Here is a 24,174-nt window from a genome sequence, read left to right as displayed (position 1 = left end):
GTGGTGCTCCCGGGACCGGTGTGGGGCAGGGGCGTAGAATCGGACACATGTGCGGTCGCTATGCCCAGTCCAGGAACGTGCACCAGCTCCAACTCGCCTTCGGCCTGCCCGAACAGGCGGTGGGGGAGGAGGCCGACCCGCGCGCCTGGCCACCACTGGAGGAGCTCGACCCGGACTACAACATCTCCCCGGGACGCCCGGTCCAGGCCGTCTTCGGCCCGCCTCCGCAGGGGTCGGGAGAGGCGGAGCCGGGCCCGCGCTCCCTGCACACCCTGCGCTGGGGACTGATCCCCTCCTGGGCCAAGGACCGCAACATCGGCTACCGGATGATCAACGCCCGCAGCGAGACCGTCGCCGAGAAGCCGGCCTTCCGCTCCGCGTTCCGGCACCGCCGCTGTCTGCTTCCGGCCGACGCCTACTACGAGTGGCAGTTGCTCAACAAGGACGGCACCGCCGAGGCGAGCACCTCGCCCGCGACCGATCCCCAGCACCGTAAGCGCAAGGCCAAGGCGGCCAAGAAACCCTTCTCGATCCACTACCACCAGGAGGAACCGCTCGCCCTGGCCGGGATCTTCGAACGCTGGCGCGACCCCGAGGTCGACGAGAACGACCCCGGGGCCTGGGTCTGGTCGTGCGCGGTGATCACCACAGAGGCCGCGCCCGAGCTGGCCCACATCCACGAGCGCATGCCGATCATCGTCCCCTCCGACGGGTGGGCCTCCTGGCTCGATCCCTCCACCGGTCTCGACGAGCTGACCCATCTGATGGACCGGACGCCGGTGGACCGCTTCGACGTCGACGAGGTCTCCACCGACGTCAACAGCATCAAGAACAACCGCCCCGACCTGTTGGAACCCGTCTCCGACACCGAGGGTGACGAACCGGAGACACTTTTCTGACCCGGTGAACCCTGGACAGGTCGGGGCATGGCCTGTGTATGGTGTGCGAGGCCGAGGACGGAGTTCCCGGCCCGGACACCCCGATCGTGGTGTCCCCACGCACGTTCGACGTGCGCACATCTGAATACGCACACGCGGGAGCTCGCGCCATGGCGGGCTGAGAGGGCGACTCGACGGTGTCGCCGACCGCAGAACCTGTTCGGGTAATTCCGACGTAGGAAGGCATGCCATGACGGCTATCGACGGCCGCGTAACCCCCACCGCCGACGTGCACCAGGTAACGACTGGTCCCATCATGGGATCTCACAAGGTGTACAGCGAGCTCGAAGACCCCTCCGGTCGCACGCTCCGCGTCCCCGCGCGGCGGGTGGAACTCACCAACGGCAGCCACTTCGACCTGTACGACACCTCAGGCCCGTACACCGACGACAACGCCGACATCGACGTCCACCGGGGCCTTCCCCGCACCCGTGAGGACTGGGCCCTGGAACCCGTCGGCGGCGCGGTCACCCAGGCCGCCTACGCCAAGGCCGGGATCATCACCCCCGAGATGCGCTTCGTGGCCGCCCGCGAGGGCGTCGACCCCGAGTTCGTCCGGGAGGAGATCGCGATCGGCCGGGCGGTCATCCCGGTCAACCGCAACCACCCCGAGTCCGAGCCGACCATCATCGGCAAGCGGTTCCTGGTCAAGATCAACGCCAACATCGGCAACTCCGCCGTCACCTCCTCGGTGCCGGAGGAGGTGGAGAAGATGGTCTGGGCCACCCGCTGGGGCGCCGACACCGTGATGGACCTGTCCACCGGAAAGCGTATCCACGAGACCCGCGAACGCATCATCCGCAACTCCCCGGTGCCGATCGGCACCGTCCCCATCTACCAGGCGCTGGAGAAGGTCGACGGCGACCCCACCCGGCTGAGCTGGGAGATCTACCGGGACACGGTCATCGAACAGGCCGAGCAGGGAGTGGACTACATGACCGTCCACGCCGGCGTCCTGCTGCGCTACGTGCCGCTGGCCGCCCGTCGCGTCACCGGCATCGTCTCGCGCGGCGGCTCGATCATGGCCGCCTGGTGCCTGGCCCACCACAAGGAGAGCTTCCTCTACACCCATTACGAGGAGCTCTGCGAGATCTTCCGGCGGTACGACATCACCTTCTCGCTCGGTGACGGTCTGCGCCCCGGATCCATCGCCGACGCCAACGACGAGGCCCAGTTCGCCGAGCTGCGGACCCTCGGCGAGCTCACCCACATCGCCCGCGCCCACGACGTGCAGGTGATGATCGAGGGCCCCGGCCACGTGCCGATGGACAAGATCGAGGAGAACGTGCGCCTGGAGGAGGAGCTGTGCGGCGAGGCGCCGTTCTACACGCTCGGCCCCCTGGCCACCGACGTCGCCCCCGGCTACGACCACATCACCTCCGCGATCGGCGCCGCCCAGATCGGTTGGCACGGCACCGCGATGCTCTGCTACGTCACCCCCAAGGAGCACCTCGGTCTGCCCGACCGCGACGACGTCAAGACCGGTGTGATCACCTACAAGCTGGCCGCCCACGCCGCCGACGTCGCCAAGGGGCACCCCAAGGCGCAGGAGTGGGACGACGAGCTGTCCAAGGCGCGCTTCGAGTTCCGCTGGAAGGACCAGTTCCACCTGTCGCTGGACCCCGAGACGGCCCAGGCCTTCCATGACGAGACCCTGCCCGCCGAACCCGCCAAGACCGCGCACTTCTGCTCCATGTGCGGTCCCAAGTTCTGCTCGATGAAGATCTCCCAGGACGTGCGCAGGTACGCCGAGGAGAACGGTCTGGACACGGTCGAGGCCATCGAGAAGGGCATGGCCGACAAGTCCGCGGAGTTCGCCGAACAGGGCAACCGCGTCTACCTGCCGCTGGCCGACTAGGAGAGCACGCCCTCGGGCCCGCCGTTCTCAGCAGGAGCGGCGGGCCCGACGGCTTCGACGAGAGGGCGTGTGCGCGTGCGGATGCTCGAGCGTCTCAGCCGCGTTTGACCACGCTGGCGATCAGGTGGACGCCGACGTAGTCGTCGGACTCGGCCGCGTGCAGTTCCATCTCGACCAGCCGGCTCATCGAACGCGGATCGCGGTCCAGCATCATCTCCACGGTCGAGGCCGACAGCACCGTCCGCGGCTTGACCCACTCCAGCTCCAGTCCGGCCTCGGCGACCATCTCGGTGAGCTGCTCGGCGGTGAAACAGCGGGTGATGGAGCCGTCCGGCCAGGGGACCAGGAGTACGTCGGCGCTGGGGGCGTGGCTGAGCTCGGGCCAGTAGTCCTGTTCGGCCAGCAGGGCCATGCCCAGCACCACCGAGTCGACGCAGAACAGGGCGCGACCGCCCGGCCGCAGGACACGGGCGACCTCGGCCATGGAGGCCTCCGTGGCCAGGTGGCGCGAGAGCACCCGGTTGTCGGCGATCACCCCGTCGAAGGAGGCGTCGGCGAAGGAACGAAGGAGGGCCGAGTCGCCGACCACGTGACGCAGGCGGCCTCGGCGGGAGGGGCGCGGGGGCACCACGGCCCGGCCGTTCACCAGGGTGAGGGGGCGTCGCACGGCGGCGTCCACGGAGGGCAGCAGGGTGACCACGTCGTGCCCGGCGGCAACGGCGCGTGGGGTCCCCTGGAAGTCCGGACCGGACAGGTCGAGCAGCCGGGACGGGGTGGTCGGCAGCCAACGACCGATCTGAGCCTCGGCCACCGCCCAGTAGAAGCGCCAGTAATCCGACAGACGGTCGGTGGTGGCGAACTGGGCGGCGGGTGATCGAGGGTGATCGGAGGCCGGAGTCGAGGACGATCGCACGTGCACTCCTCTCCCAATCCTTCAAAGGGTCCTACCCGCACTCTGCCATGCCTCACCTTCGACGACGAGGCCAATCGGCCGATCGACGAACTTCGGGCCCTTGGTCCCCGCCGGATCCGGAATCAGCGCGGAGGGATCGTTGTTGACAACGACACCGTCCGGGGAGCGGAACCCGGAGGCGTCCGCTGACGGAAGTGGAGGGTCACGAGATCATGCCGACAGCCGGCGCGTGCCTTGAGCGTGAGGAAGCGGTGTCGACGCGGGGCCGCGTCGACGCGCGGGTCCAGGTCGTGGGACCGTATCGTTGGGATATGGAAGCCCAAGCCGGGACCAGCGCAAGGAGGCCGAAGGGCTTGGAACAGAGCCAGGAGACAGCCGAGGAACGGGACGAGCGGTTCGAGAGGGATGTGCTCCCCTACCTCGACCAGCTCTACTCGGCGGCACTGCGCATGACCCGCAACCCCGCGGACGCGGAGGATCTCGTTCAGGAGACCTTCGCCAAGGCGTTCGGTTCCTTCCACCAGTTCAAGGCGGGGACCAACCTCAAGGCGTGGTTGTACCGCATCCTCACCAACACCTTCATCAACTCCTACCGCAAGAAGCAGCGGGAACCGAAGCAGGCGGGTACCGAGGACGTCGAGGACTGGCAGCTCGCCCAGGCCGCGTCGCACACGGCCGCCGGGCTGAAGTCGGCCGAGGCCGAGGCGCTCGAACACCTCCCCGACAGCGACGTCAAGCGCGCCCTACAGGAGTTGCCGGAGGACTTCCGGATCGCGGTCTACCTCGCCGACGTCGAGGGGTTCGCGTACAAGGAGGTCGCCGAGATCATGGGGACCCCCATCGGGACGGTCATGTCGCGTCTGCACAGAGGACGGCGGCAGCTCCGTTCCCATTTGGAGGAGTACGCGGTGGACCGCGGTTTCCTCCCGGCGACGCGTGCGGCCGAGGCCGCCGGGGCGGTCGCCACGGGAACTTCCGCCGCTGGGCGGGGACAGGCGACCGGATCGGATCGAGGAGATCTGCGATGAGCGGCGGCCACGACAAAGCGGAATCGGACACCCCGTGCAGTGAGGTGCTCGACAAGCTCTACACCTATATCGATGGTGAGCTCGAGGAGTCCAACTGCGATGAGGTGCGCAGACACCTGGACGGGTGCGGTCCGTGCCTGGACGAGTACGGCCTGGAGGAGGCCGTGAAGAAGCTCGTCGCCAAGCACTGTGGCTGTGACACGGCCCCGCCGGAGCTGAGGACCAGGATCCTCGGTCGGCTGGCGGCGGCACGTGAGGAGCACTTGGCCCGTGAGGCCCGGGAGGACACCCCGGAAACATCCGTCTAGGGTCCCACGCCGGGGCGAAGGCTGGAATTCCAGCCTTCGCCTTTTTTGTTCCCTGAAGCCAATTGTGGGGTTCTGCTGGCATGTGTCACTTTTGTGGGCTTGTGTGGTTCCGTGTCATGGTGTTTCCCTTGGGTTTCAGGGTTTTGGTCACGCGGCCTCTTCGCGGTCCTTCCTGTGGTGCTCGACACGCCCGATGGTGCTCCTCTCTTTCGTGTCGTGACCTAGTCGGAATGAATTTCCTTGAAGGTCGTTCGACTTGTTTCATGTCATCACGATGTGTGATCATGCCTGGTCGGATCCGCTTCGGTCGGGGTTGAGAACGCCGGTGGGCAGGCGTGTCCCCTATAGTGTGAAAAAGGTTCACAGTTACTCTCGGTAGTTACTTAGGTTTGTTAATTGAATTAGTAATTCCGTAGTCCGGAAATGCACACCTCAGTGGGGCGCGATCATGAGCCCGGTTCGGGTTGTGAGTAATCATGGTGGTGTTGTGGCCCGTTAAACTGGACGCCTTATCCAACGAATGGGGTAATTTGCGCGGCGTACTCGGGGGATGAGCGGGGCGTCGCCATGGGGAGGGGGCGGCCGTGTTCCTCGACGGGAGCGTGCCGAAGTCGTACGGGGATTTTTCGACTTCCACTTTTGCCGGGTGGTCCTGGTGGTAGAACAGAACCGGTGAAATCATGACAGTCCGGTCGTCGTCGGTGGGGGGTGAACGGGGGTGCGGGCTCTTCCAGGGGGCGCGCGTGTCTACGTCGGAATCATCGTTGTCAGTGCCGTCACCATCGTGCTCGTGGGGCCTTACACGGGTATCGACCTGGGGACCCTGGTGCTCATCGCGGTTCTCTTCGTCGTCGCGGAGTCGATAAGCACACACGTCCTCGTCGACGTGGAGGAGGCCGGGATATCGCCGAGCTCGGCGGTCTCGCTGGCCGCGATCGTTCTGGTCGGCCCGGTCGGGGCGGCGGTGGTCGGGTTCTCCTCCTGTCTGGTGCTGCGCAGGCAGGGCCTGGTCAAACGGGCCTTCAACGGAGCCCAGTTCGCGCTCGCGGCGTACGCGGCCGGACACGTCTATCTCGCCCTCGGCGGCACCGTCGGCGTACCGGGACAGTCGGACTTCCCCGGCATCGTCACGCCCTACGTCGCCGCGGTCCTCGCGCACACGCTGTTCAACTCGGTGCTCATCGGCATCCTCATGTGGTGCCTCGGAGTGGCCCGTACGGCCGGTTCACGGCCGCGACGCTGGCGTCCGCTGATCGCGCTGGAGGTCACCTCCATCGGCTACCAGATGCTGGGCCTGGCGATCGCCGCGGTCTGGGGCGCGGTCGGGGTCGTCGCGCCGCTCCTGGTGCTGCTGCCGCTGTTCATCGCACGCTGGACCTTCGGCCAACAGACCGCCGAGGTGCGGGCGCACGAGGCCACCCTGGCCACCCTGTGCCAGGCGGTGGAGACCAAGGACTACTACACGCGCGGGCACTGCATGCGCGTGGCCGAGGGTTCGGCCATGATCGCCGCGGAACTGGGCATGTCCGCCGAACGCGTGCAGAAGATCCGCTACGCCGGCATGCTCCACGACATCGGCAAGCTCGGTGTGCCCACCAAGGTGATCCAGAAGACCGGGAAGCTCACCGAGGACGAGTACGCGGCGATCAAGCTCCACCCGACCCGTGGCTACGAGATCGTCCGCGAGATCCGTTTCCTCGACGAGGCCCTCGCCGGCATCCGCCACCACCACGAGCGTCTGGACGGACGTGGATACCCGATGGGGCTGGTGGGGATGGAGATCCCCGAGTCCGCCCGCATCATCAGCGTCGCCGACGTCTTCGACTGTCTGACCTCCACGCGGTCCTACCGCAAGGCCTGGTCGGTGGAGGAGGCGATCGCCGAACTCCGACGTTGCGCCGGGACCCAGTTCGACCCGAGGATGGTGGAGGCGTTGGTCCGGGCCGTCTCCCGCGAGGGATGGCAGACCCCGGACATCGCCGAACCGCCGGGCGGCTGTTACGGCTCTCCCGAACAGGGCGCGGACGCCGTGCCCGCGAAGGGCTCCGGCGGAGCGGTGACGGTCGCCGAGTCCACCTCGGCCGGAGCGGGAACGGGCGGTCAGGACCGGTGATGACGCGGCGGTCGGACGAACGCGCGCCTTCGGACGTGCAGAGCGAGGGCCCCGAGGGCGGGGTCCTGAACCACCGGAGGAACGTTCCGTTCTGGCAGACCTCCCGCCCCCTGCGGGCGATGCTGGTGTCCGGTGTGGGCTTCGCCGGGCTGGTGGGGTTGGTGGGCACGGCCTCCGACGGGGTCGTCGACCCCTCGGTCGCGCTGGCCTTCTGCCTGGTCATCGCCTGCGGCGAGCTGGTCAGGATCACCCTGCCCGGCAACCGCGAATCGGCCCCGATCGCCCTGGCCGGGGCGATCGCCTACGCGTTCCTGCTCAGCGTGGGCGGCGATCCGGTCGAGCACGGCGTAGGCCAGGTCGTGGCCGTGGTCGCCCTGGGAGTGGCTCTGGGCGAACTGCCGCACGTGGCCGTGGGGCGCACGCCCAGGGTGGAGGACGCCGCTCGGAGGGTGCTCGTCGCCCTGCTGCTCGCGGCCTCCTTCCGGCCTCTGGCCGAGTACCTGTCCCTCACCGAGCCCTCGATCCTCGTCACCCTGCTCATGACGGTGCTGGTGGCGCTGGCCTGGCTGGTGGACGTGGCCGTCTCCGCGGTGCTGCGGGCCGAACGCCTGCGCACCCGCCTGTGGGTGGCCGGCCGGGACGAGGCCCGGGCACAGTTCGCCACCGGTGTCGCGATCTCCTCCAGCGGCGTGCTCATCGCTCTGGCCTGCACCGTCACCGGCCTGGTCGGTCTGCTGGTGTTCAGCGCCCCGCTCCTGGTGTCCCAGGTCGCCTTCCGTCGGCACGCCGAGGTGCGCCGCACCTACCTGGAGACGGTGCGGGCGCTGTCCCGGGTCACCGAGGTCGGCGGCTACGTCGAGAACGGCCATTCCCGGAGAGTGAGCCGGCTCGCCCACGGGATCGCCTGTGAACTGGGGCTGTCCGAGCGCGAACTGCTGGAGCTGGAGTACGCGACGCTCATGCACGACATCGGTCAGCTCTCCCTGCGCGAGCCCATCGCGGGCGGGGCGACCGTGCTGGCCTCCCCGCGCGAACAGCGTCGGATCGCCGAGCTGGGGTCGGCGATCATTCGGGAGACCGGGGTGCTGGACAACGTCGCCGAACTGGTCCGACGTCAGTGCGAGCCGCTGGCCGGCGACGGCGACGAGGGGGTGCCGCCCCTGGGCAGTCGCATCATCAAGGTCGCCAACGCCTTCGACGACCTGGTGGGGGACAGCGGCGACGCCGAGCGCCGCACCGCCGTCCTGGAACGGTTGCGCATGGACACCGACAGCGAGTACGACCCGCGTGTGGTGGAGGCCCTGGCCGGCATCCTGAACCGCTCCTGAGACCGCCCCGCGGCCCGGGGAAGGGCCCGGGCGGTCGGGGAACGGGGTCAGTCCGTGGGGGGACGCAGGCGGGTGACGAACTTGTACCGGTCGCCCCGGTAGAGCGAGCGGACCCATTCCACGGGATGTCCGTCGCCGTCGAAGCTGTGCTGGCAGTGCAGCACCAGTGGCAGACCCACGTCGACACCGAGCAGACGTGCCTCGTTCGGCGTCGCCAGGACCGTCTCGATGGAGGCCTCGGCCTCGGCGAGGGAGACGTCGTAGGCGCTCGCCAACGCCTCGTAGAGCGAGGCGTAGCGGTCGAGCTGGCGCCGTAGGCCCGGGAAGCGTCGGGCGGCCAGGTGGGCGGTCTCCACGGCCATCGGCTCGCCGTTGGCCAGACGGAGACGTTCGATCCGCAGCACACGGCCGCCCGAACGGATCGCGAGCAGCTCGGCCAGCTGGTCGTCGGCGTTGATGTAGCTGACGTCCAGGATGCGGGTGGCGGGGTGCAGGCCGTGGGCGCGCATCTCCTGCGTGTAGCTGGTCAGCTGGAGGATCTGCGCGACCTTCGGCTTGGCGACGAACGTGCCCTTGCCCTGGATACGCAGCAGGCGCCCCTCGACGACCATCTCGGTCAGGGCCTGGCGCACGGTGGTGCGCGAGGTGCCGAACTGGGTGGCCAGGGCGCGCTCCGGCGGAACCGGGTTGCCCGCGGGCATGGCGTCGATCAGCTCCAGCAGCTGCTTCTTGACCTGGTAGTACTTGGGCACACGAGGGTTGCCGTCCAGTGTTGTGCGCTGACCAGTCATCAGTCTCCTTCGCGGCGTCACGCTCTCACACACCCGGCCCGTCAGCGGCCGGCGGTCGGCCCTTCGGCCCCCGATTGGTGTGGACCACTGGTCGAGTGCGTATCCCTTGAGTATGCACCGCTTCGTGGGATGATTTGTGAGTGCCTCACCTCAGCGACCTCATTCGCCGTCATACGTCACTCAAACAGGCGGACCTGGAGTGGATCCACTCCCTTGTCTCCGATTGGCAGCTTCTGGCCGACCTCTCCTTCGCCGACCTGGTGTTGTGGGTGCGTCTCCGTGACGACGACGGCTGGGTCGCCACCGCGCAGATGCGGCCCACCACCGGTCCGACCGCCTTTCAGGACGACCTGGTCGAGACCGTCCTACGGGACGACATGGCCGATGTCACCTCCCGCTCGGGGGCCAGGGTGGTCGGCCGTCGCGCCCTGATCGACCGGGCCTGGAGCGAGGGGCGGATCTGCCGGGACGGAGACCCGGACTGGTCGGGCGGGGTACCCGTGCGGGAGGAGACCATTCCGGTCCGCCGCCAGGGCAACCTCATCGCGGTCATCCAGCGCAGCACCAACCTGAGTTCGGCCCGCACCCCCAGCCGCCTGGAACTCACCTATCTCCAGAGCGCGGGCGACCTGGCGCAGATGATCGCGGAGGGCGCCTTCCCCTTCAGCGACCAGGGACCGCTCATGGTGCGCTCCCCGAGGGTGGGCGACGGTCTGCTGCGGCTGGACCAGAACGGCGAGGTGGTCTACGCCAGCCCCAACGCGCTGTCGGCGTACCGACGTCTGGGTCTGGCCGCCGATCTGGTCGGGGCGCGCCTGGACCGGACCACCCTGGAGCTCGCGGCGCCGGGCGAGGCCCGTGACGAGAACCTGACCTACACGGCCAGCGGCCGGGCCCCTCAGGAGGCCGAGGTCGAGGCGCGCGGGGTCACGGTCCAGTTGCGAGCGATCCCCCTGGTCATCGACGGGGTGCGGATCGGGGCCCTGGTGATGGTCCGGGACGTCACCGAACTACGGCGGCGTGAGCGCGAGCTGATGACCAAGGACGCCACCATCCGGGAGATCCACCACCGGGTGAAGAACAACCTCCAGACCGTGGCGGCGCTCCTGAGGCTTCAGTCCCGTCGTCTGGACGTGCCGGAGGCGCGCGCCGCCCTGGACGAGGCGGTGGGCCGTGTGGGGTCGATCGCGATCGTGCACGAGATGCTCTCGCACACACCGGACGAGGTCGTCGACTTCGACGACATCGCGGACCGGGTCATGCAGATGGCCGCGGAGGTCTCTTCCACGGGGAAGGCGGCGATCCCGCGCCGGAACGGTGGTTTCGGCCTGCTGAACGCCCTGGTGGCGACGCCGTTGTCGATGGTCCTGGCGGAGCTGGTGCAGAACGCGGTCGAGCACGGTCTGGGCCAGGGGCCGGGGGAGATCGAGGTGCGGGTGCGGCGCTTCGACTCCGAGCCGGGGTCCGAGGTGCCGAGCACCTTGGAACTGGCCGTCTCCGATGACGGCGGGGGGCTTCCGGAGGACTTCGATCTGGAGGGGACCACGAGTCTGGGGTTGCAGATCGTGCGGACCCTGATCGTGGGGGAGCTGGGCGGCACCCTGGCGATCGAACCGAAGGAGGGCGGCGGCACGGAGGTCGCGATCAGCCTGCCGCTGGAGCACGAGGAGGGCGAGGTCCCCTACGGGTAGGGGGTCGTCCGAGGGAGTGGAGCCGTTCCCCCTCGCGCCGGGGGGAACGTCGGCTTCGTGTGTCCCGAGTGGGACGGTTCTAGGAAGTGCGGACCATCGGTCGCGTGGTGAGGCCGCCGCGACGCTTCATGCGACGCCGCTCCTCCTCGGAGGTGCCGCCCCAGACGCCACCGTCCTGACCGCTCTCCAGGGCCCAGCGCAGACACGCGGAGCTGACCGGACAGCGCCCGCAGACGGCCTTGGCCTCTTCGATCTGGATCAGTGCGGGTCCGTGGGCGCCGATGGGGAAGAAGAGTTCGGGGTCTTCGTCACGGCAGGCTGCGTCATGGCGCCAGTCCATGCGGTCCACTCCTCACAGGTTGTGAAGCTTTTCACGATCGCTGTGCAAGGGCACCCGGTGGAAGGGCCCCACCGGAGGGGTCCGCACGTCGGGGGTCGAGGTTTCACCCCGCGGCCATGCGGGAAGCGCCCAAATTAACTCGCCCGTAACTCGCGGCGATATCTTGAGCGTGACAGCATCACGGAGGGCACGCAAGAGTTCCCGAGGCCGAAGGTCCTGTTCGACGTGTCGGGTGTGTCACAGTCGCCGTGAATGGCTCTTTTCTCGGTAATTAACAGAAGATTCGTAATGCCTTCGGTACCGAGTGGAAGTTGACCTCTTCACGCTCTCCCAGGTATTCACCATCGATTTGGAAGGCCCTCGGGTGGTTCGAGGTGACCCGCAGAGAGTCACGATCGTGCCAGGTCACGTAGCCGTCGCCACGTGCGGGAAGCCCTTTGGGCAGGAACATTTGGGAAAGGACCCAGCCGGTCAGCCAGTAGGAGGAGCGGGTCAGCGCGAAAGCGTCCAGGCCCAGCTCGAAACGGGAGGACGGGGTCGGCTGAAGAGGGAGTGCCCCGGCGTAGGTCCACGGCGTGGTGTTGGTGACCAGAGCGAAATAGACCTCGTCCAGGGACCTTCCGCCGGTGGACACGGTAAGTGACGGATCGCGGATATCCCCGCCGAAGAACAGCTTTACCGCGACCTCCGCGTACAGGGCGGGTGTGGCCTTCCGGCCGTTCTCCCGCTCATGCTCCACCTGCTGCACGACGTCGGCGTCCCAGCCGAATCCGGCACAGAACGTGAAGTAGCGGTCGTCCTGGTCGCCGGTGATCCGGCCCAGATTGACCTCGCGTTCACGGCCGGCGCGGATCGCTCCCAGGATCTGGCCGGTGGCCTCGACCGGGTCTCCGGAGACGCCCAACGAGCGGATGAACACGTTGGCGCTGCCCCCGGGGATGACCGCGTAGCGGGGGCGGGGCAGGTCCTTCGGGGCGCTCAGGAGGCCGTTGACGACCTCGTTGACGGTGCCGTCGCCGCCCAGGCTCAGGACGAGCTCGTAGCCGCGGGACGAGGCCTCGCGCGCCAGTTCGCGAGCATGGTCGCGGTAGGCGGTCTCGACGGTGGTGACGTCCAGCTCCGACGCCAGCGCGTCCAGGATCACCTCGCGGGTGCGGTCGGTGGTCGTGGTCGCTTTGGGGTTCACGATGAAGAGGGCGCGCACCCGGCCAGTCTAGAGGTAGGTGGGAACGTCCTCGCGCTTCGGGGTGATATGGGACACATTCGCGCATCGAGGGCGGGGTGGGCCGGGGCCCGGGAGAGGAGGGGACGGAGCGCGTATAGGCTCGTCAGGTGTCTTCGCGTCCCATCACCATCATCGTCGCCGCCGCGCTGGAGGCCCTGATCGGGCTGGTCGCGGCGCTCGCCGGACTCTACAGCCTGTACACCGCCTTCACCGGGCAGGCCTCGGACGTGGCCTCCTCGGCCCTTCCGCTGACCGTGATCGGTGTGGGCGTGGGCGTTCTGCTGATCCACGTCGCGCGCGGCCTGCTGCAATTGCGCGAATGGGCCAGGACACCGGTCGTGGTCACCCAGCTGTTCATGGCCGTGGTGTCCTACTACATGTTCACGAGCGATCAGTACGTGATCGGAGCGGTCATGCTCGGCACGGCCATCGTGGCCGCGGCCGCCGTCCTCGCTCCGTCCACGACCGCGGCGCTGTTCCCCGACGAGTCGTCCGGACGTCGGCAGCACCGCGGTCGTAGCTCCTAGCGGGTTCTCCCACGGGCCCCGCGCGGCCCGGAGAGCACACTTCCTAGTCGTCGGTGGTCAGCGCCTGTCGCAGTTGTGCCAGGGTCCGTGCCAGCAGGCGCGAGACGTGCATCTGGGAGATGCCGAGCTCCTGCGCGATCTGGGACTGGGTCATGTTGCCGAAGAAGCGCAGTAGCAGGATCCGCTTCTCCCTCGGCGGCAACTGCTCCAGCAGGGGCTTGAGGGACTCCCGGTACTCCACCCCCTCCAAGGACTCGTCGACGATCCCCAGCGAGTCGGCCACCGCGGGGGCGTCCTCGTCACCGCTGTCGGGAGCGTCCAACGAGACCGTCGAGTAGGCGTTGGCGGACTCCAGGCCCTCCAGCACCTCCTCCTCGGTCATCTGAAGGTGCTGGGCCAGCTCGGCGACGGTGGGGGAGCGCCCCTCCCGCTGAGACAGATCGCTGACGGCCTTGGTCAGCGACAGCTTCAGCTCTTGGAGGCGGCGGGGAACCCGTACCGCCCATCCCTTGTCACGGAAGTGGCGTTTGATCTCGCCGACGATCGTCGGGGTCGCGTAGGTGGAGAACTCCACCCCTCGCTCCAGGTCGAACCGGTCGATGGACTTGATCAGTCCGATCGTGGCCACCTGGGTGAGATCGTCCAGCCACTCGCCTCGGTTGCGGAACCGTCGGGCCAGGTACTCCACCAAGGGCAGATGGAGCTCCACCAGCTCGTCGCGGATCCTGCGGCGTTCGGCCGAGTCCGCGTCGAGCTCGTTAAGGCGCTCGAACAACTCTCTCGCGCGTGCCCGATCGGGCACCGCGTGCTCGGTCTTCGCTGTCAGAGCGGGCCCCCTTTCGCTCACGCCGGCTCCAGCGTGCCGCGGCGTTTGTACAGGACGATGTAGACGCGATCGTCCGAGGCGACCCCCGAGTCGACGTCCCCGGCCAGGGCCGACAGGACGGTCCAGGCGAAGGTGTCGCGGGCCGGAAGACGCCCGTCGGCGGTCAGCACCGAGACGGAGATGCGCATCCCGTCGGGGGTGAGTTCGAACTCCGTGGTCAGTTCTGTGCCGGGCAGAGCCTGGGAGAGGAGCATCGCGCAGGCCTCGTCGACACCGATCCTCAGATCCTCGATCTCGTCGAGGGTGAAGTCGAGCCGGGCGGCCAGACCCGCCGTCGCCGTCCGCAACACCGACAGGTAGGCGCTGTCGGCGGGCATGTTGACGGTGACGGCGTCGCGTACTCCGGTGGCGTCGGCCATGGGCACAGCGGTTTCTTCGGTCACGTCCCTCCTTCGGGGGGCGAGGTTGCCGCTTGAGAGCAATGTATCTCGTTTCACCCTGCCACCGCCGCAGGGAACGAAGATCGTGTCCGTCCGAGAACGCCCGAACACGAGACGAATGGCCGGCCTCAGGCCCGAACCGAGCCCAGGGAGACCAGCGCGTCGCCGTCCAGGCGACGGACCGTCCACTCGTCCATCGGGATGGAGCCCAACGACTCGTAGAAGCGGATGGCGGGTGTGTTCCAGTCGAGCACCGACCACTCCAGCCGGGTGAGGCCGCGCTCCACACAGATGCGGGCCAGGTTCCGGAGCAGGTCCCCGCCGTGTCCGTGGCCCCGTAGTTCGGGCCGCACGTACAGGTCCTCCAGGTGGATCCCGTGCCTGCCGGTCCAGGTGGAGTAGGTGAGGAACCACAGGGCGAACCCGGCCGTGACCGTGACGCCGTCCTCCCCGGTGTGCTCGGCCACGTGGGCGAACACCGCGGGCTCCGGACCGAACAGGGCGGTGCGCAGATCCTCCTCCGTGGCCACGACCGCGTCGGGTTCCTTCTCGTACTCGGCGAGCTCGCCGATCATCCGGTGGATGTCGGGAACGTCGTCGGGACGGGCGGGGCGGATCATCGGACCACCTCGGAGACGGGTCGGGGTCGGGTGGACCTTTCCAGGGTATGCGCCGCCCGGAGGGCCCGTGGAGCATGGGGATCCACGGGCCGCGCCCTCACGGGCTCAGTGCGGGCGGTGCGCCACCACCCGTTCCACCAGGCCGAAGAAGACCCGGTCGTGGTGGCCCACCTGGAAGCCGACCTCCTCGGCGACCTCGCGCGGCAGCCTGCGGGGGTGTTCGCTCCTGCGTTCGCGCAGCAGCAACGGCATCCGGGTGTACTCGATGTGGTCCACCAGAAGCAGACGGCCCCCCGGGACCAGGACGCGGCGCATCTCCCTCAGGGAGCCCTCCTGGTCGGGGATCGTGCACAGGGAGAGCGTGCACACCACGGTCTCGAAGGAGCGGTCGGCGAAGGGGAGCCGTCGGGCGTCGGCCTCGACGAGGGCGATCGGGCGTTCCAGCCGTTCGGCCCGGTTCCGAGCCCTGGCGAGCATGGCCGGGCTCAGGTCGAGTCCGACCAGTCTGACCTGGGGCGGGTAGAAGTCCAGGTTCCGCCCGGTCCCCACGGCGACCTCCAGGGTGTGTCCGCGGGCCCCGCCGCACAGGATCTCCCTGGTGTTCCTGATCGCCACGTGCTCGCAGTGGCGACCGAGGTCGTAGCGGCCGGCCCGGTGCTCCCAGATCCGCCGTGCCTTTTCCGTACGCGCGTCCATGTCTCTCCCCGGGACCGGTAGACGTGCCCCCGAGCAATGACTCTGGGGGGCGTGGGGCCCCCGGGTCAAGGTCATCGGGGGCGGGTTCGAGTGTTGTCCGAGGATCCGGGCTCCGGCCCCGCGGACGGGCACGAGGGCGCCCGCCGGCGGCGGACGCGAAGGGATGCCGGAGCACGCCGCCTAGGTGAGCATGCCGCATCCGACCGGGATGAGGATGAGCATCACGACCGCGCCCAGGCGATGCATGGCGAAGTAGGTGTCGCTGGGCTCGTTCTGCTCCGGGTCCCGGTACTTCCAGGACTGTACGTACCAGACGACCCGGGGCTCGATGAGCACGATGACGTACCAGAGGGCGATGACGCCCAAGAGGACGTAGAGCGGACCCACGCTTCTCCTTGGGGGATGGTGACGCGACTCCGAACGCTTCGGAGTCTCCTCGTCACTGGTCGACGCCGTCCGAGGCTATGGGGTTTCGGCCCGGGTATGTGATCCGGGGCACATCGAAGGCCCCGCGCTCCGAGGAACGGGGGCCTTCGATGAGGGGGGATCGGGTCAGAGCACCTTGGACAGGAACGCCCGCGTCCGCTCGTGCCGTGGATCGGACAGCACCTCGGAGGGCACACCGGACTCGACCACGACGCCGTCGTCCATGAAGACCAGGGAATCGCCCACCTCACGGGCGAAGCCCATCTCGTGGGTGACGACCATCATGGTCATACCGGCCCGGGCCAGGTCGCGCATGACGTCCAAGACCTCGCCGACCAGTTCGGGGTCCAGGGCGCTGGTGGGCTCGTCGAACAACATCAGGGACGGCTCCATGGCCAGGGCGCGGGCGATGGCCACCCGCTGCTGCTGGCCGCCCGAGAGCTGCTCGGGGTAGGCGTTCGCCTTGTCCGGCAGTCCGACCCGCTCCAGGAGGGACATCGCCAGCTCCGTGGCCTCGGCCTTGGGCACCCGCTTGACCTGCGTGGGGGCCTCGATGACGTTGCCCAGCACGGTCAGGTGCGGGAACAGGTTGAAACGCTGGAAGACCATGCCGATGTCGCTGCGCTGGGCCGAGATCTCCGAGTCGCGCAGCTCGTACAGCTTCCCGCGCTTCTGCCGATATCCCATCAGCTCGCCGTTGACCCACAACCGGCCGGCGGAGAGCTTCTCCAGGTGGTTGACGCAGCGCAGGAACGTCGACTTGCCCGAACCGGAGGGGCCGATGATGCACATGACCTCACCGCGCCGGACCTCCAGGTCGATGCCCTTGAGGACCTCCAGCCGGCCGAAGCTCTTGTGCACGTTCTCGGCGACGACGAGAGCCCCGTCCGTCCCGTCGTTCGCGTTCACGTCCTCGTGCTCCCTGTTCTCCTCGGCCATCAGTGCGCCCCTCCCACGATCCGGTCACGGACTCCGCGCTCGCCGCGGTCGAACCTGCGCTCGAGGAAGTACTGGCCGACCATCAGCACACTGGTGATCGCCAGGTACCAGAGGCAGGCCGCCACCAGCATCGGGAAGATCTGGTAGGTCCGGGTTCCGATGGCCTGGAGCTGGTAGAAGAGCTCGATGGTCACGGGCACGTACGCCAGGAGCGCCGTGTCCTTGAGCATGGCGATGGTCTCGTTCCCGGTGGGAGGTATGACGACCCGCATGGCCTGCGGGAGGGTGATCCGGCGCATGATCCTGCTCCGGCTCATACCGAGCGCCTGGGCGGCCTCGGTCTGCCCCTTGTCCACGGATTGCAGGCCCGCGCGGATGATCTCGGCCATGTAGGCGCCCTCGGACAGCGCCAGGGCGAGCAGGCCCGCCGTGTAACCGGTCAGGAGGGTGCGCGTGTTGATCTCGAAGAAGCGGGCGTCGCCCTCCAGACCCAGCAGCGGCATCCAGTAGTTGTCGAACGGGAGTCCGATGTGGATCGTCGAGTACAGGATGGCGATGTTGCCGAAGAGCACCGCGAGCACCAGTCGGGGCACGCCTCGGAAGAACCAGGTGTAGGTCCAGGAGACCCCCACCAGGACGGGGTTACCGGAGAGACGCATCACCGCGAGGAGGATGCCCAGCAGGACACCGATGAGCATGGCCAGCACGGTGGCGCTGAGGGTCACCCAGACACCGCGGACCACCGGGTCCGAGAACATGTGCTCGAACATGAAGGGCCAGTCGAAGGCCGGGTTCGTGAGGAGCATGTTCACGAACATCGCGGCCAGGACCAGCACGACACCGGCGGCGACCCAGCGTTCGGGATACCTGACGGGGACGGCGGTGATCGGAGCGGACGAACGGTCCGGGGCGGGTTCCCGGGACCCCGGCCCGTCCACCGATGAGCTCGGTGAGGTCACGGATCAGACTTTCGTGAAGAGGGTGGAGGGCGATGGGGGGAGGGACGGCCCTGTACGACGTGGGGGGCCGTGGCGGTTACTCGGAGACGGAGGGGTTGACCTCGGCGGCCTCCAGCGCGCCGACCTCGATGCCCCAATCCTCCAGGATCTCGGCGTAGGTGCCGTTCTCGATGATGGTGTTGAACGCCGCCGCGAGCTCCTCGCTCAGCTCGGTGTCGTCCTTGTGGAGGACCACGCCGTAGGGGGCGGCGTCATACTGCTCGCCGATGAACTCCAGCTTGTCGCCGGTCTCCTGGATGGCGTACAGGGAGGTCGGCAGGTCCGCGAGGGAGGCGTCGTTGAGGCCGGACACCACGGTCTCGGTGGCCTGGGGCTGGCTCTGGAACTTCTCGATGGTGATGGGGTCCTCGCCGGCGTCGACGCACTCCTGACTGCGGGCCTCGATGTCGGTGTCGTGGGTGGTGCCGGTCTGCACCGCGATGCGCAGACCACAGGCGTTGTCCGGGTCGACGTCGTCGGGGTTGCCCGCCGGGGCGAACCACTGGGTGCCCGAGGAGAAGTAGCTGACCATGTTGACCTGCTCCATCCGCTCCTCGGTGACGGTGAAGGAGGAGGCGCCCATGTCGTAGGTGCCGGTGTCGACGCCGATGATGATGGAGTCGAAGGTGGTGGGCTCCCAGACCGGCTCGACGCCCATCTCGGCCAGGGCGGCGGTCACCAGGTCGACGTTGAAGCCGAGGACGGTCTGACCGTCCTCGTCGAGGTACTCGCCGGGAGGATAGGTGGCCTCGACACCGATGGTGACGGTCCCGTCGTCTTCGGCGCCACAACCGGCCAGGGTCAGGACCCCCGCCGCGGCGAGGGCGGTGGCGACGGTGAGGGGCTTGCGCGGGGGCATGGGGATCTCCTTGGGGGCATGGGAACGACCTGATGGGGAAGGGGGTTCGCGGGGCCGAGACCCTTGTGGGGCGGGGGGACCGCGAGGTCGGAGGGCATGGTGTCACATATCGGTGACGCTCCATCGTGCCGACCCGCGATTTTCCTCCGGTCACCGTTGTGAGAGGATTGCGTAACGGGTTATCCCCGTGAGATGCGGACGCGCAGTACTCGTATAGGAGTCCGGCGAAGACCGACTCTCCCGGCGACACCACCGGTCATGGCCGACCGGCGCCGTGGAGAGCTCCCCTAGCACCCATGTCTTCGCGCGCGTCCCGCGGCCCATCGTCCCCGTCATGGCCGACGCGGGACGCATAGCAGACCGAGGGGTTTGAGCAGTGACCACTACTTCGCGCAACGAGGACACGTCCGAACTGGACCGCGACCCGGCCTTCGCCATGCACCGTGGCGGCAAGCTGCACGTCACCGGTTCCGTGGACGTCAGCGACCACGAGGGCCTCTCCCTGGCCTACACCCCCGGCGTCGCCCGTGTCTGCGACGCGATCGCCGAGAACGTCGACCTGGTCGAGACCTACACCTGGAAGAGCAACCTGGTCGCCGTCGTCACCGACGGTACCGCCGTCCTGGGGCTGGGCAACATCGGCCCCGAGGCCTCCCTCCCCGTCATGGAGGGCAAGGCGCTGCTGTTCAAGCAGTTCGCCGACGTCGACTCCGTGCCGATCGCTCTGAACTGCACCGACGCCGACGAGATCGTCGAGACCGTCGCTCGGATGGCGCCCTCCTTCGGCGGTATCAACCTGGAGGACATCTCCGCCCCGCGCTGCTTCGAGATCGAGGCGAAGCTGCGTGAGCGTCTGGACATCCCGGTCTTCCACGACGACCAGCACGGCACCGCCATCGTGACGGTGGCCGCCCTGCACAACGCCGCCCGCCTGACCGGTCGCACCCTGGGCGACCTGCGCGCGGTCGTCTCCGGCGCGGGTGCCGCCGGCGTCGCCGTCACCAAGATGCTCATCGACGGCGGGATCGGCGACATCGCGGTCGCCGACTCCAAGGGCATGATCTACGAGGGCCGCGACGGCCTGACCCCGATCAAGCGCGACCTGGCCGCCATCAGCAACAAGGCCGGTCTCCAGGGCTCCATCGAGAGCGCCCTCGAAGGCGCCGACGTGTTCATCGGCCTGTCCGCCGGCGAGGTGCCCGAGTCCGTCGTGGCGACCATGGCCAAGGACGCCATCATCTTCGCGATGGCCAACCCCAACCCCGAGGTCCACCCGGACGTCGCCCACAAGTACGCGAGCGTCGTCGCCACCGGGCGCAGCGACTTCCCGAACCAGATCAACAACGTCCTCGCCTTCCCCGGCGTGTTCCGCGGCGCCTTCGACGTCCGCGCCTCGGACATCACCGAGAACATGAAGCTGGCCGCCGCGCGGGCCATCGCCGACCTGGTCGGCGACGACCTGAGCGCCGACTACGTCATCCCGAGCACCTTCGACGAGCGCGTGGTCCCGGCGGTCTCGGCCGCCGTCGCCGAGCAGGCGCGCAAGGACGGCGTCGCCCGTATCTGACGTCCGTTCCCGAACGATCGGGGCCCGGCCCGTGGTACGTCCACGGGCCGGGCCCCTCGTCGTGGTGGGGGTGGCGCACGTGAGGAGGGTGGGGGAAGGGCGACCCGAAGAGGTGTGCGGGACGTAGTGCCCCGGAACGGGTCGGAACCGTAGTTTTCTGCCTGTCGGGTACGGCGTCCGGGCCGTCCCCCCGCGACAGGGAGAACCAGACCTCATGGGCATACCGCCCCCCACCCGAGAAGGCCCCCTCGCGAGAACCGTGACGGTGGCCGCGACGGCGCTCTTGGCCGGGGTGGCCGCGATCCTCACGGTCGTCGTGGCCCCCGCCCCCTACGAGCTCGGGACGGCCACGACCGGTGACGCGGATCTGGCCGCGTCGGTCCGGGAGGGTATCGACGACCCCACCGGCTACCACGGGCTGTCCGTGGCGGTCGTCGAACCCGGGCCGGACGGCGGGTTCCGTGTCCGCACGGCCGGTCTGGGCGAGGTCGGCGACGACGGGACGCCGGTCACCGAGGACACGCCCTTCGCCTCGGCCTCGGTCGCCAAGGTCCTCCCCGGGATGATCCTGGCCGACATGGTGGACCGGGACGAGGTCGACCTCGACACCACCGTCGGTGCCCTGCTTCCGGACCTGAACTTCGCGGACCCGGCGGTCGCCCGGATCACGGTCGAGGAACTGGCGACCCACACCTCGGGGCTCTCCCGGGAGGAGACCACCCTGCCCGAGACCCTCTGGCAGTTCGCCGCCAAACGCCATCCGCGCCCCTACGACTCGGTGGACGCCTTCCTGGAGTCCGTGGCCCTCGACGCCCGTGTCGACCCGGGGACACGAGGGGTCAACGTCTACTCCAACACCGGGTTCTCCCTGCTCGGGCACGCTCTGGCCGTACGTGCCGGCACCGACTACGCCGAACTGGCACGGGAGAGGATCCTGGAGCCCCTGGGCATGGACGACAGCCGAGTGTGGTCCGAGGACGACGAGGCCCGGCCCGTGGTGCACGACGCGGACCGGGGTGGGCCGCTCCCGCTGGACCACGACGTGGCGCGGGCCCCTCAAGGCGGGCTGACGACGACCGCGGCCGACCTGGGGCGGCTCCTGGCCGCGATGATGGACGGTTCGGCGCCCGGAGCCGGCGCCGCCGAGCCGGTGGGGCCGGGCGACGTCGAACGTCGTGAGCAGGGGCTCGGCTGGTACGTGGAGACGTTGAGGGAGCGGCCGATCACCTCGCACGGAGGCAACGCCACGACCAACGGGCACACGGCCTGGATCGGGTACTCGGGCGACCGGGGCGCCGTGGTGCTGTCGAACACCCACCGTTACAGCGAGGACATCGGGCTGCGGCTGCTCGGCGTCGACGAGCCCAGCCCCGACAACGTCATGGGGGAGCGGGTGTACGGCGTCGCGACGCTGCTCCTCGCACTGACGCCCGGCGCGATGGCGCTCGGTTTCGCCGCGCGGCGTCGGCCCGGACGCCTGCTCCGCCGCCCCACGGACCGTCTCGGCCTGGTCTCCTACGGTCTCGGGTCGGCCGCGCTGCTCTGGTACGCGCACCTCGCGGGCTTCTGGCACCTGGTCTCGCCGTGGGCGTGGGTGCTCGGCGTGTACGCGGCCCTGGCCGCGGCCGTCGTCGGCGCCCTGAGGTGGCCGGACCTGCCGGTGGCCCGCGGTCGTCGACCGTGGATCAGAGGGGTCCGCGTCGCGGCTGCGAGCGCGCTCGCCCTGGCATCGATGGGACTCCTGGCGGTCCTGTGAGCGGGCGTGGAAGGGCCCGGGAGACCACGCCCCCGTGTGGTCTCCCGGGCCCTACCGGTATCGATGGTCAGTCGTTCCCGCGGTCCTCGCCGGTGGCGGTCGACCAGGGGTCCCGCTCGGCGGAGGGCATCGGGCGCGCGCTCCGGGGCTCCTCCCGAGAAGGCTCCTCGGGCCGCTGCTCCTCCTCCTTCTTCTCCTCCGGCCGCTCCTCGGCGGTGGTGGAACCCTCGCCCTCGGAGGGCCGCTCGGTCTTCTCGTCGGCCGGCCCCCAGGTCCGCATGTCCCGGCGGATCACCTCGACGGTCTCGTCGAGGATGCGACGCAGGTCGTGGGCGGCGGAACCGCCGACCTCACCGGCGCCGCGGACCAGGTCGCGGACCCGGGTGGAGAAGTCGCGCAGGGCGTGCTCGAACTCCGGGTTCCGGCACTCCCGCTCCTTCTCCTCCTCGCCGGCGCCCCGCTCCTCGGACTCCCGGGCCTTCTCCCCCGAGGAGGCGGAGTCCTCACGTTCGGAGGAGGGGCGGCCCCAGGCGGCCCCGAAGACGCCGAAGCCCTGGGCGAACCGTTCCCACTCGCGAGCCCACATGCCCCCGTCGCCGCGAGGCTCGCGTTCGCGTTCCCCCTCGGCGTCGGAGGAGGAACTCCCCCCGGAGCCCCGCTCCTCCTCGGAGCTCTCCCTGCGGGACTCCGAGCTCGCGAACTTCAGCTCGTCGCGCAGGGAACCGATGGTGGCGCGCACGTCCTGCTTGACCGCGCGGGCGATGTCGCGCACGGAGTCGGTGATCTCCCGCTCCAGGTCGTCCAGGTCGCTCTCGCGGGCCCGCAGCTCCTCGCGCCCCTTGTCGGTGAGGCTGTAGACCTTGCGGCCGCCCTCCTCGGTGTGGGTGACCAGCCCCTCCTCCTCCAGTCTCGCGAGCCGGGGGTAGATGGTGCCGGGCGAGGGCGAGTACACGCCCAGGAAGCGGTCGCGCAGCAGACTGATGATCTCGTAGCCGTGGCGCGGGCTCTCGTCGAGCATCTTGAGCAGGTACAGACGGAGCCTGCCGTGGCCGAAGACGGTGCTCATTCAGGCCCCCTCTGGGATCGCGGCCGGAGCCTCGGGGGCGCGTCGCAGCAGCGCGGCCCGACCGGACACGGTGTTGACACTGATGGAGGCGGGGTCGACGCCCACGCCGACCTTGCCGGTCATGGAGTTGCGGGCCGGGGCGCTGTTGCGCTCCAGACCGAAGTCGCTGTCCAGCGCGCCGGTGACCGAACGCAGCTCGACGGAGGCCGAGCTCTCGGCGGGCACCCGCAGGGCCACCTCGCCGGAGACGGTGTTCACCCGGACCCGGGACGAGGGCGCCAGGTCGGTGTCGACCAGCACCTGCCCGGAGACGGTCTTGGCCCGCAGCTCGGACAGGCGTCCGCCGGCCACGGCGAGCTGTCCGGTGGCGGTGCCGAAGTTCAGCACGCCGGTCGGGGTGCGCACGGAGGCGTTGCCGTCGGCGGTGTTGAGCTCGGTCTCGCCGGAGACGTCGTCCAGGGTGATCTCGCCGGTCGCCGTCTTGATCCGGGTGCGGGCGGTCAGCCCGGTCGCCACCACCGGGGCGGTGGCCGTGGTGACCTCGACGGGGCAGTCGCGCGGGACCCGCAGGTTCACGGTGGCCCGTCGGGTGCCGACGTTGCGGTAACCGGAGAGCTGGAGCGGCTTGAGCCGGTCCAACAGCCCCTGACCGGTGAGGTCCTGGTAATGGATGGTGAGGATGCCGGCCTCCTGGGTGACCTCCAGGGGCTCTCCGACGATGTCGCCGATCTCGAAGGTGACGGGGTCGTCGGTGGGGATGATGTTGACCTGTCCTCCGACGATCCGCACCTTGAGGGCGACGATGCCGTCCAGGGTGTGGGTCATCGGACTGTCGATGGTCCAACGTGCCATCGTGAACCCTTTCCACTCGTTCTCGATGACTTCACGATATGTCGCGTCCCCGGCGAACTCAAGATATGT

24 protein-coding genes are annotated in these 24,174 nt (G+C 69.0%); 10 read left to right on the top strand and 14 right to left on the bottom strand.

The annotated features are described in order from the left end of the window. The first annotated feature begins 47 nt into the window (after positions 1–47). The gene (locus TR33_RS11125) at positions 48–899 is read left to right on the top strand and encodes an SOS response-associated peptidase (RefSeq protein WP_017533549.1); all 852 of its coding nucleotides are present in this window, start codon (positions 48–50) and stop codon (positions 897–899) included. A gap of 229 nt (positions 900–1,128) precedes the next feature. Beyond that, complete coding sequence (thiC, locus tag TR33_RS11120; protein ID WP_042283019.1) at positions 1,129–2,796, top strand: phosphomethylpyrimidine synthase ThiC; 1,668 nt, start codon at positions 1,129–1,131, stop codon at positions 2,794–2,796. Between the two features lie 94 nt (positions 2,797–2,890). Here thiC and TR33_RS11115 read toward each other — a convergent pair whose 3' ends face one another. Next, positions 2,891–3,715: a class I SAM-dependent methyltransferase gene (locus TR33_RS11115; protein WP_017533550.1), complete on the bottom strand. Its 825-nt coding sequence runs from the start codon at positions 3,713–3,715 to the stop codon at positions 2,891–2,893. 347 nt (positions 3,716–4,062) lie between these two features. On the opposite strand from TR33_RS11115, the gene TR33_RS11110 reads away from it, so the two are divergent. From TR33_RS11110 to TR33_RS11095, 4 genes are all read left to right on the top strand, one after another. Beyond that, the gene (locus tag TR33_RS11110; protein ID WP_014909874.1) at positions 4,063–4,737 is read left to right on the top strand and encodes a sigma-70 family RNA polymerase sigma factor; all 675 of its coding nucleotides are present in this window, start codon (positions 4,063–4,065) and stop codon (positions 4,735–4,737) included. Beyond that, positions 4,734–5,045, top strand: a complete 312-nt coding sequence (gene rsrA / locus TR33_RS11105) for a mycothiol system anti-sigma-R factor (protein WP_014910737.1) — start codon at positions 4,734–4,736, stop codon at positions 5,043–5,045. Before TR33_RS11110 ends, rsrA begins: the two co-directional genes overlap by 4 nt. A 784-nt stretch (positions 5,046–5,829) precedes the next feature. Then, the gene (locus TR33_RS11100) at positions 5,830–7,158 is read left to right on the top strand and encodes an HD-GYP domain-containing protein (RefSeq protein ID WP_026124821.1); all 1,329 of its coding nucleotides are present in this window, start codon (positions 5,830–5,832) and stop codon (positions 7,156–7,158) included. Then, the gene (locus TR33_RS11095) at positions 7,155–8,486 is read left to right on the top strand and encodes an HD-GYP domain-containing protein (protein WP_017533552.1); all 1,332 of its coding nucleotides are present in this window, start codon (positions 7,155–7,157) and stop codon (positions 8,484–8,486) included. The genes TR33_RS11100 and TR33_RS11095 overlap by 4 nt, the downstream gene beginning before the upstream one ends. Before the next feature lie 47 nt (positions 8,487–8,533). On the opposite strand, the gene TR33_RS11090 is transcribed toward TR33_RS11095, so the two are convergent. Beyond that, positions 8,534–9,277, bottom strand: a complete 744-nt coding sequence (locus TR33_RS11090) for a GntR family transcriptional regulator (protein WP_026124822.1) — start codon at positions 9,275–9,277, stop codon at positions 8,534–8,536. Positions 9,278–9,417: 140 nt separating this feature from the next. Here TR33_RS11090 and TR33_RS11085 point away from each other — a divergent pair, with 140 nt between their 5' ends. After that, positions 9,418–10,968: a sensor histidine kinase gene (locus TR33_RS11085; RefSeq protein WP_014913377.1), complete on the top strand. Its 1,551-nt coding sequence runs from the start codon at positions 9,418–9,420 to the stop codon at positions 10,966–10,968. 79 nt (positions 10,969–11,047) lie between these two features. Here the strand turns inward: TR33_RS11085 and TR33_RS11080 are convergent, their stop codons facing one another. Beyond that, positions 11,048–11,308, bottom strand: a complete 261-nt coding sequence (locus tag TR33_RS11080) for a WhiB family transcriptional regulator (protein ID WP_014913036.1) — start codon at positions 11,306–11,308, stop codon at positions 11,048–11,050. A 271-nt stretch (positions 11,309–11,579) separates the two neighbouring features. Further along, the gene (locus tag TR33_RS11075) at positions 11,580–12,512 is read right to left on the bottom strand and encodes a diacylglycerol/lipid kinase family protein (RefSeq protein ID WP_042283017.1); all 933 of its coding nucleotides are present in this window, start codon (positions 12,510–12,512) and stop codon (positions 11,580–11,582) included. A 128-nt stretch (positions 12,513–12,640) separates the two neighbouring features. Between TR33_RS11075 and TR33_RS11070 the strand changes: the two genes are divergently transcribed. Continuing rightward, a complete protein-coding gene (locus TR33_RS11070; protein WP_014910339.1) occupies positions 12,641–13,060 on the top strand; it encodes a hypothetical protein in 420 nt (139 codons plus the stop codon). A gap of 43 nt (positions 13,061–13,103) precedes the next feature. Here TR33_RS11070 and TR33_RS11065 read toward each other — a convergent pair whose 3' ends face one another. From TR33_RS11065 to TR33_RS11030, 8 genes are all read right to left on the bottom strand, one after another. Beyond that, positions 13,104–13,862 (bottom strand): RNA polymerase sigma factor SigF, encoded by a 759-nt coding sequence (locus tag TR33_RS11065; RefSeq protein WP_014909463.1) that lies wholly within the window; start codon positions 13,860–13,862, stop codon positions 13,104–13,106. A 41-nt stretch (positions 13,863–13,903) separates the two neighbouring features. Then, a complete protein-coding gene (locus TR33_RS11060) occupies positions 13,904–14,329 on the bottom strand; it encodes an ATP-binding protein (RefSeq protein WP_026124824.1) in 426 nt (141 codons plus the stop codon). 125 nt (positions 14,330–14,454) lie between these two features. Next, positions 14,455–14,946 (bottom strand): GNAT family N-acetyltransferase, encoded by a 492-nt coding sequence (locus tag TR33_RS11055; RefSeq protein WP_014908933.1) that lies wholly within the window; start codon positions 14,944–14,946, stop codon positions 14,455–14,457. A 105-nt stretch (positions 14,947–15,051) separates the two neighbouring features. Beyond that, positions 15,052–15,642, bottom strand: a complete 591-nt coding sequence (locus TR33_RS11050; protein WP_014909797.1) for a class I SAM-dependent methyltransferase — start codon at positions 15,640–15,642, stop codon at positions 15,052–15,054. Between the two features lie 180 nt (positions 15,643–15,822). After that, complete coding sequence (locus tag TR33_RS11045; protein ID WP_042283015.1) at positions 15,823–16,029, bottom strand: DUF6199 family natural product biosynthesis protein; 207 nt, start codon at positions 16,027–16,029, stop codon at positions 15,823–15,825. 165 nt (positions 16,030–16,194) lie between these two features. Beyond that, entirely contained in the window at positions 16,195–17,007 is an 813-nt protein-coding gene (locus TR33_RS11040; protein WP_014910999.1) for an amino acid ABC transporter ATP-binding protein, read from the bottom strand. After that, positions 17,007–17,966, bottom strand: a complete 960-nt coding sequence (locus tag TR33_RS11035; protein WP_017533557.1) for an amino acid ABC transporter permease — start codon at positions 17,964–17,966, stop codon at positions 17,007–17,009. The genes TR33_RS11040 and TR33_RS11035 overlap by 1 nt, the downstream gene beginning before the upstream one ends. Before the next feature lie 76 nt (positions 17,967–18,042). Continuing rightward, the gene (locus tag TR33_RS11030) at positions 18,043–18,864 is read right to left on the bottom strand and encodes an ABC transporter substrate-binding protein (protein WP_042283013.1); all 822 of its coding nucleotides are present in this window, start codon (positions 18,862–18,864) and stop codon (positions 18,043–18,045) included. A gap of 436 nt (positions 18,865–19,300) precedes the next feature. Here TR33_RS11030 and TR33_RS11025 point away from each other — a divergent pair, with 436 nt between their 5' ends. Together TR33_RS11025 and TR33_RS11020 are read left to right on the top strand one after the other, a co-directional pair. Next, complete coding sequence (locus TR33_RS11025; protein ID WP_202422495.1) at positions 19,301–20,431, top strand: NAD(P)-dependent malic enzyme; 1,131 nt, start codon at positions 19,301–19,303, stop codon at positions 20,429–20,431. A gap of 265 nt (positions 20,432–20,696) precedes the next feature. Beyond that, on the top strand, positions 20,697–22,187 hold the full coding sequence (locus TR33_RS11020) for a serine hydrolase domain-containing protein (protein ID WP_234305822.1): 1,491 nt from the start codon (positions 20,697–20,699) through the stop codon (positions 22,185–22,187). 67 nt (positions 22,188–22,254) lie between these two features. Here TR33_RS11020 and TR33_RS11015 read toward each other — a convergent pair whose 3' ends face one another. Next, complete coding sequence (locus tag TR33_RS11015; protein WP_042283010.1) at positions 22,255–23,253, bottom strand: PadR family transcriptional regulator; 999 nt, start codon at positions 23,251–23,253, stop codon at positions 22,255–22,257. Then, positions 23,254–24,105: a DUF4097 family beta strand repeat-containing protein gene (locus TR33_RS11010; RefSeq protein ID WP_042283008.1), complete on the bottom strand. Its 852-nt coding sequence runs from the start codon at positions 24,103–24,105 to the stop codon at positions 23,254–23,256. Positions 24,106–24,174 lie beyond the last annotated feature (69 nt).

The organism is Nocardiopsis alba (assembly GCF_000710955.1).
GTDB lineage: Bacteria > Actinomycetota > Actinomycetes > Streptosporangiales > Streptosporangiaceae > Nocardiopsis > Nocardiopsis alba.
Note: the sequence above shows the minus strand (reverse complement) of the source record. Positions and strands in the feature narration are given on the sequence as shown.

Excerpts from the sequence above, each read along its gene's own strand:
- TR33_RS11015 (WP_042283010.1), bottom strand. The coding sequence starts at position 23,253 with ATGAGCACCGTCTTCGGCCACGGCAGGCTCCGTCTGTACCTGCTCAAG.
- TR33_RS11090 (WP_026124822.1), bottom strand. The coding sequence starts at position 9,277 with ATGACTGGTCAGCGCACAACACTGGACGGCAACCCTCGTGTGCCCAAG.
- thiC (WP_042283019.1), top strand. The coding sequence starts at position 1,129 with ATGACGGCTATCGACGGCCGCGTAACCCCCACCGCCGACGTGCACCAG.
- TR33_RS11025 (WP_202422495.1), top strand. The coding sequence starts at position 19,301 with ATGCACCGTGGCGGCAAGCTGCACGTCACCGGTTCCGTGGACGTCAGC.
- rsrA (WP_014910737.1), top strand. The coding sequence starts at position 4,734 with ATGAGCGGCGGCCACGACAAAGCGGAATCGGACACCCCGTGCAGTGAG.
- TR33_RS11055 (WP_014908933.1), bottom strand. The coding sequence starts at position 14,946 with ATGATCCGCCCCGCCCGTCCCGACGACGTTCCCGACATCCACCGGATG.
- TR33_RS11040 (WP_014910999.1), bottom strand. The coding sequence starts at position 17,007 with ATGGCCGAGGAGAACAGGGAGCACGAGGACGTGAACGCGAACGACGGG.
- TR33_RS11010 (WP_042283008.1), bottom strand. The coding sequence starts at position 24,105 with ATGGCACGTTGGACCATCGACAGTCCGATGACCCACACCCTGGACGGC.
- TR33_RS11030 (WP_042283013.1), bottom strand. The coding sequence starts at position 18,864 with ATGCCCCCGCGCAAGCCCCTCACCGTCGCCACCGCCCTCGCCGCGGCG.
- TR33_RS11125 (WP_017533549.1), top strand. The coding sequence starts at position 48 with ATGTGCGGTCGCTATGCCCAGTCCAGGAACGTGCACCAGCTCCAACTC.
- TR33_RS11050 (WP_014909797.1), bottom strand. The coding sequence starts at position 15,642 with ATGGACGCGCGTACGGAAAAGGCACGGCGGATCTGGGAGCACCGGGCC.
- TR33_RS11080 (WP_014913036.1), bottom strand. The coding sequence starts at position 11,308 with ATGGACTGGCGCCATGACGCAGCCTGCCGTGACGAAGACCCCGAACTC.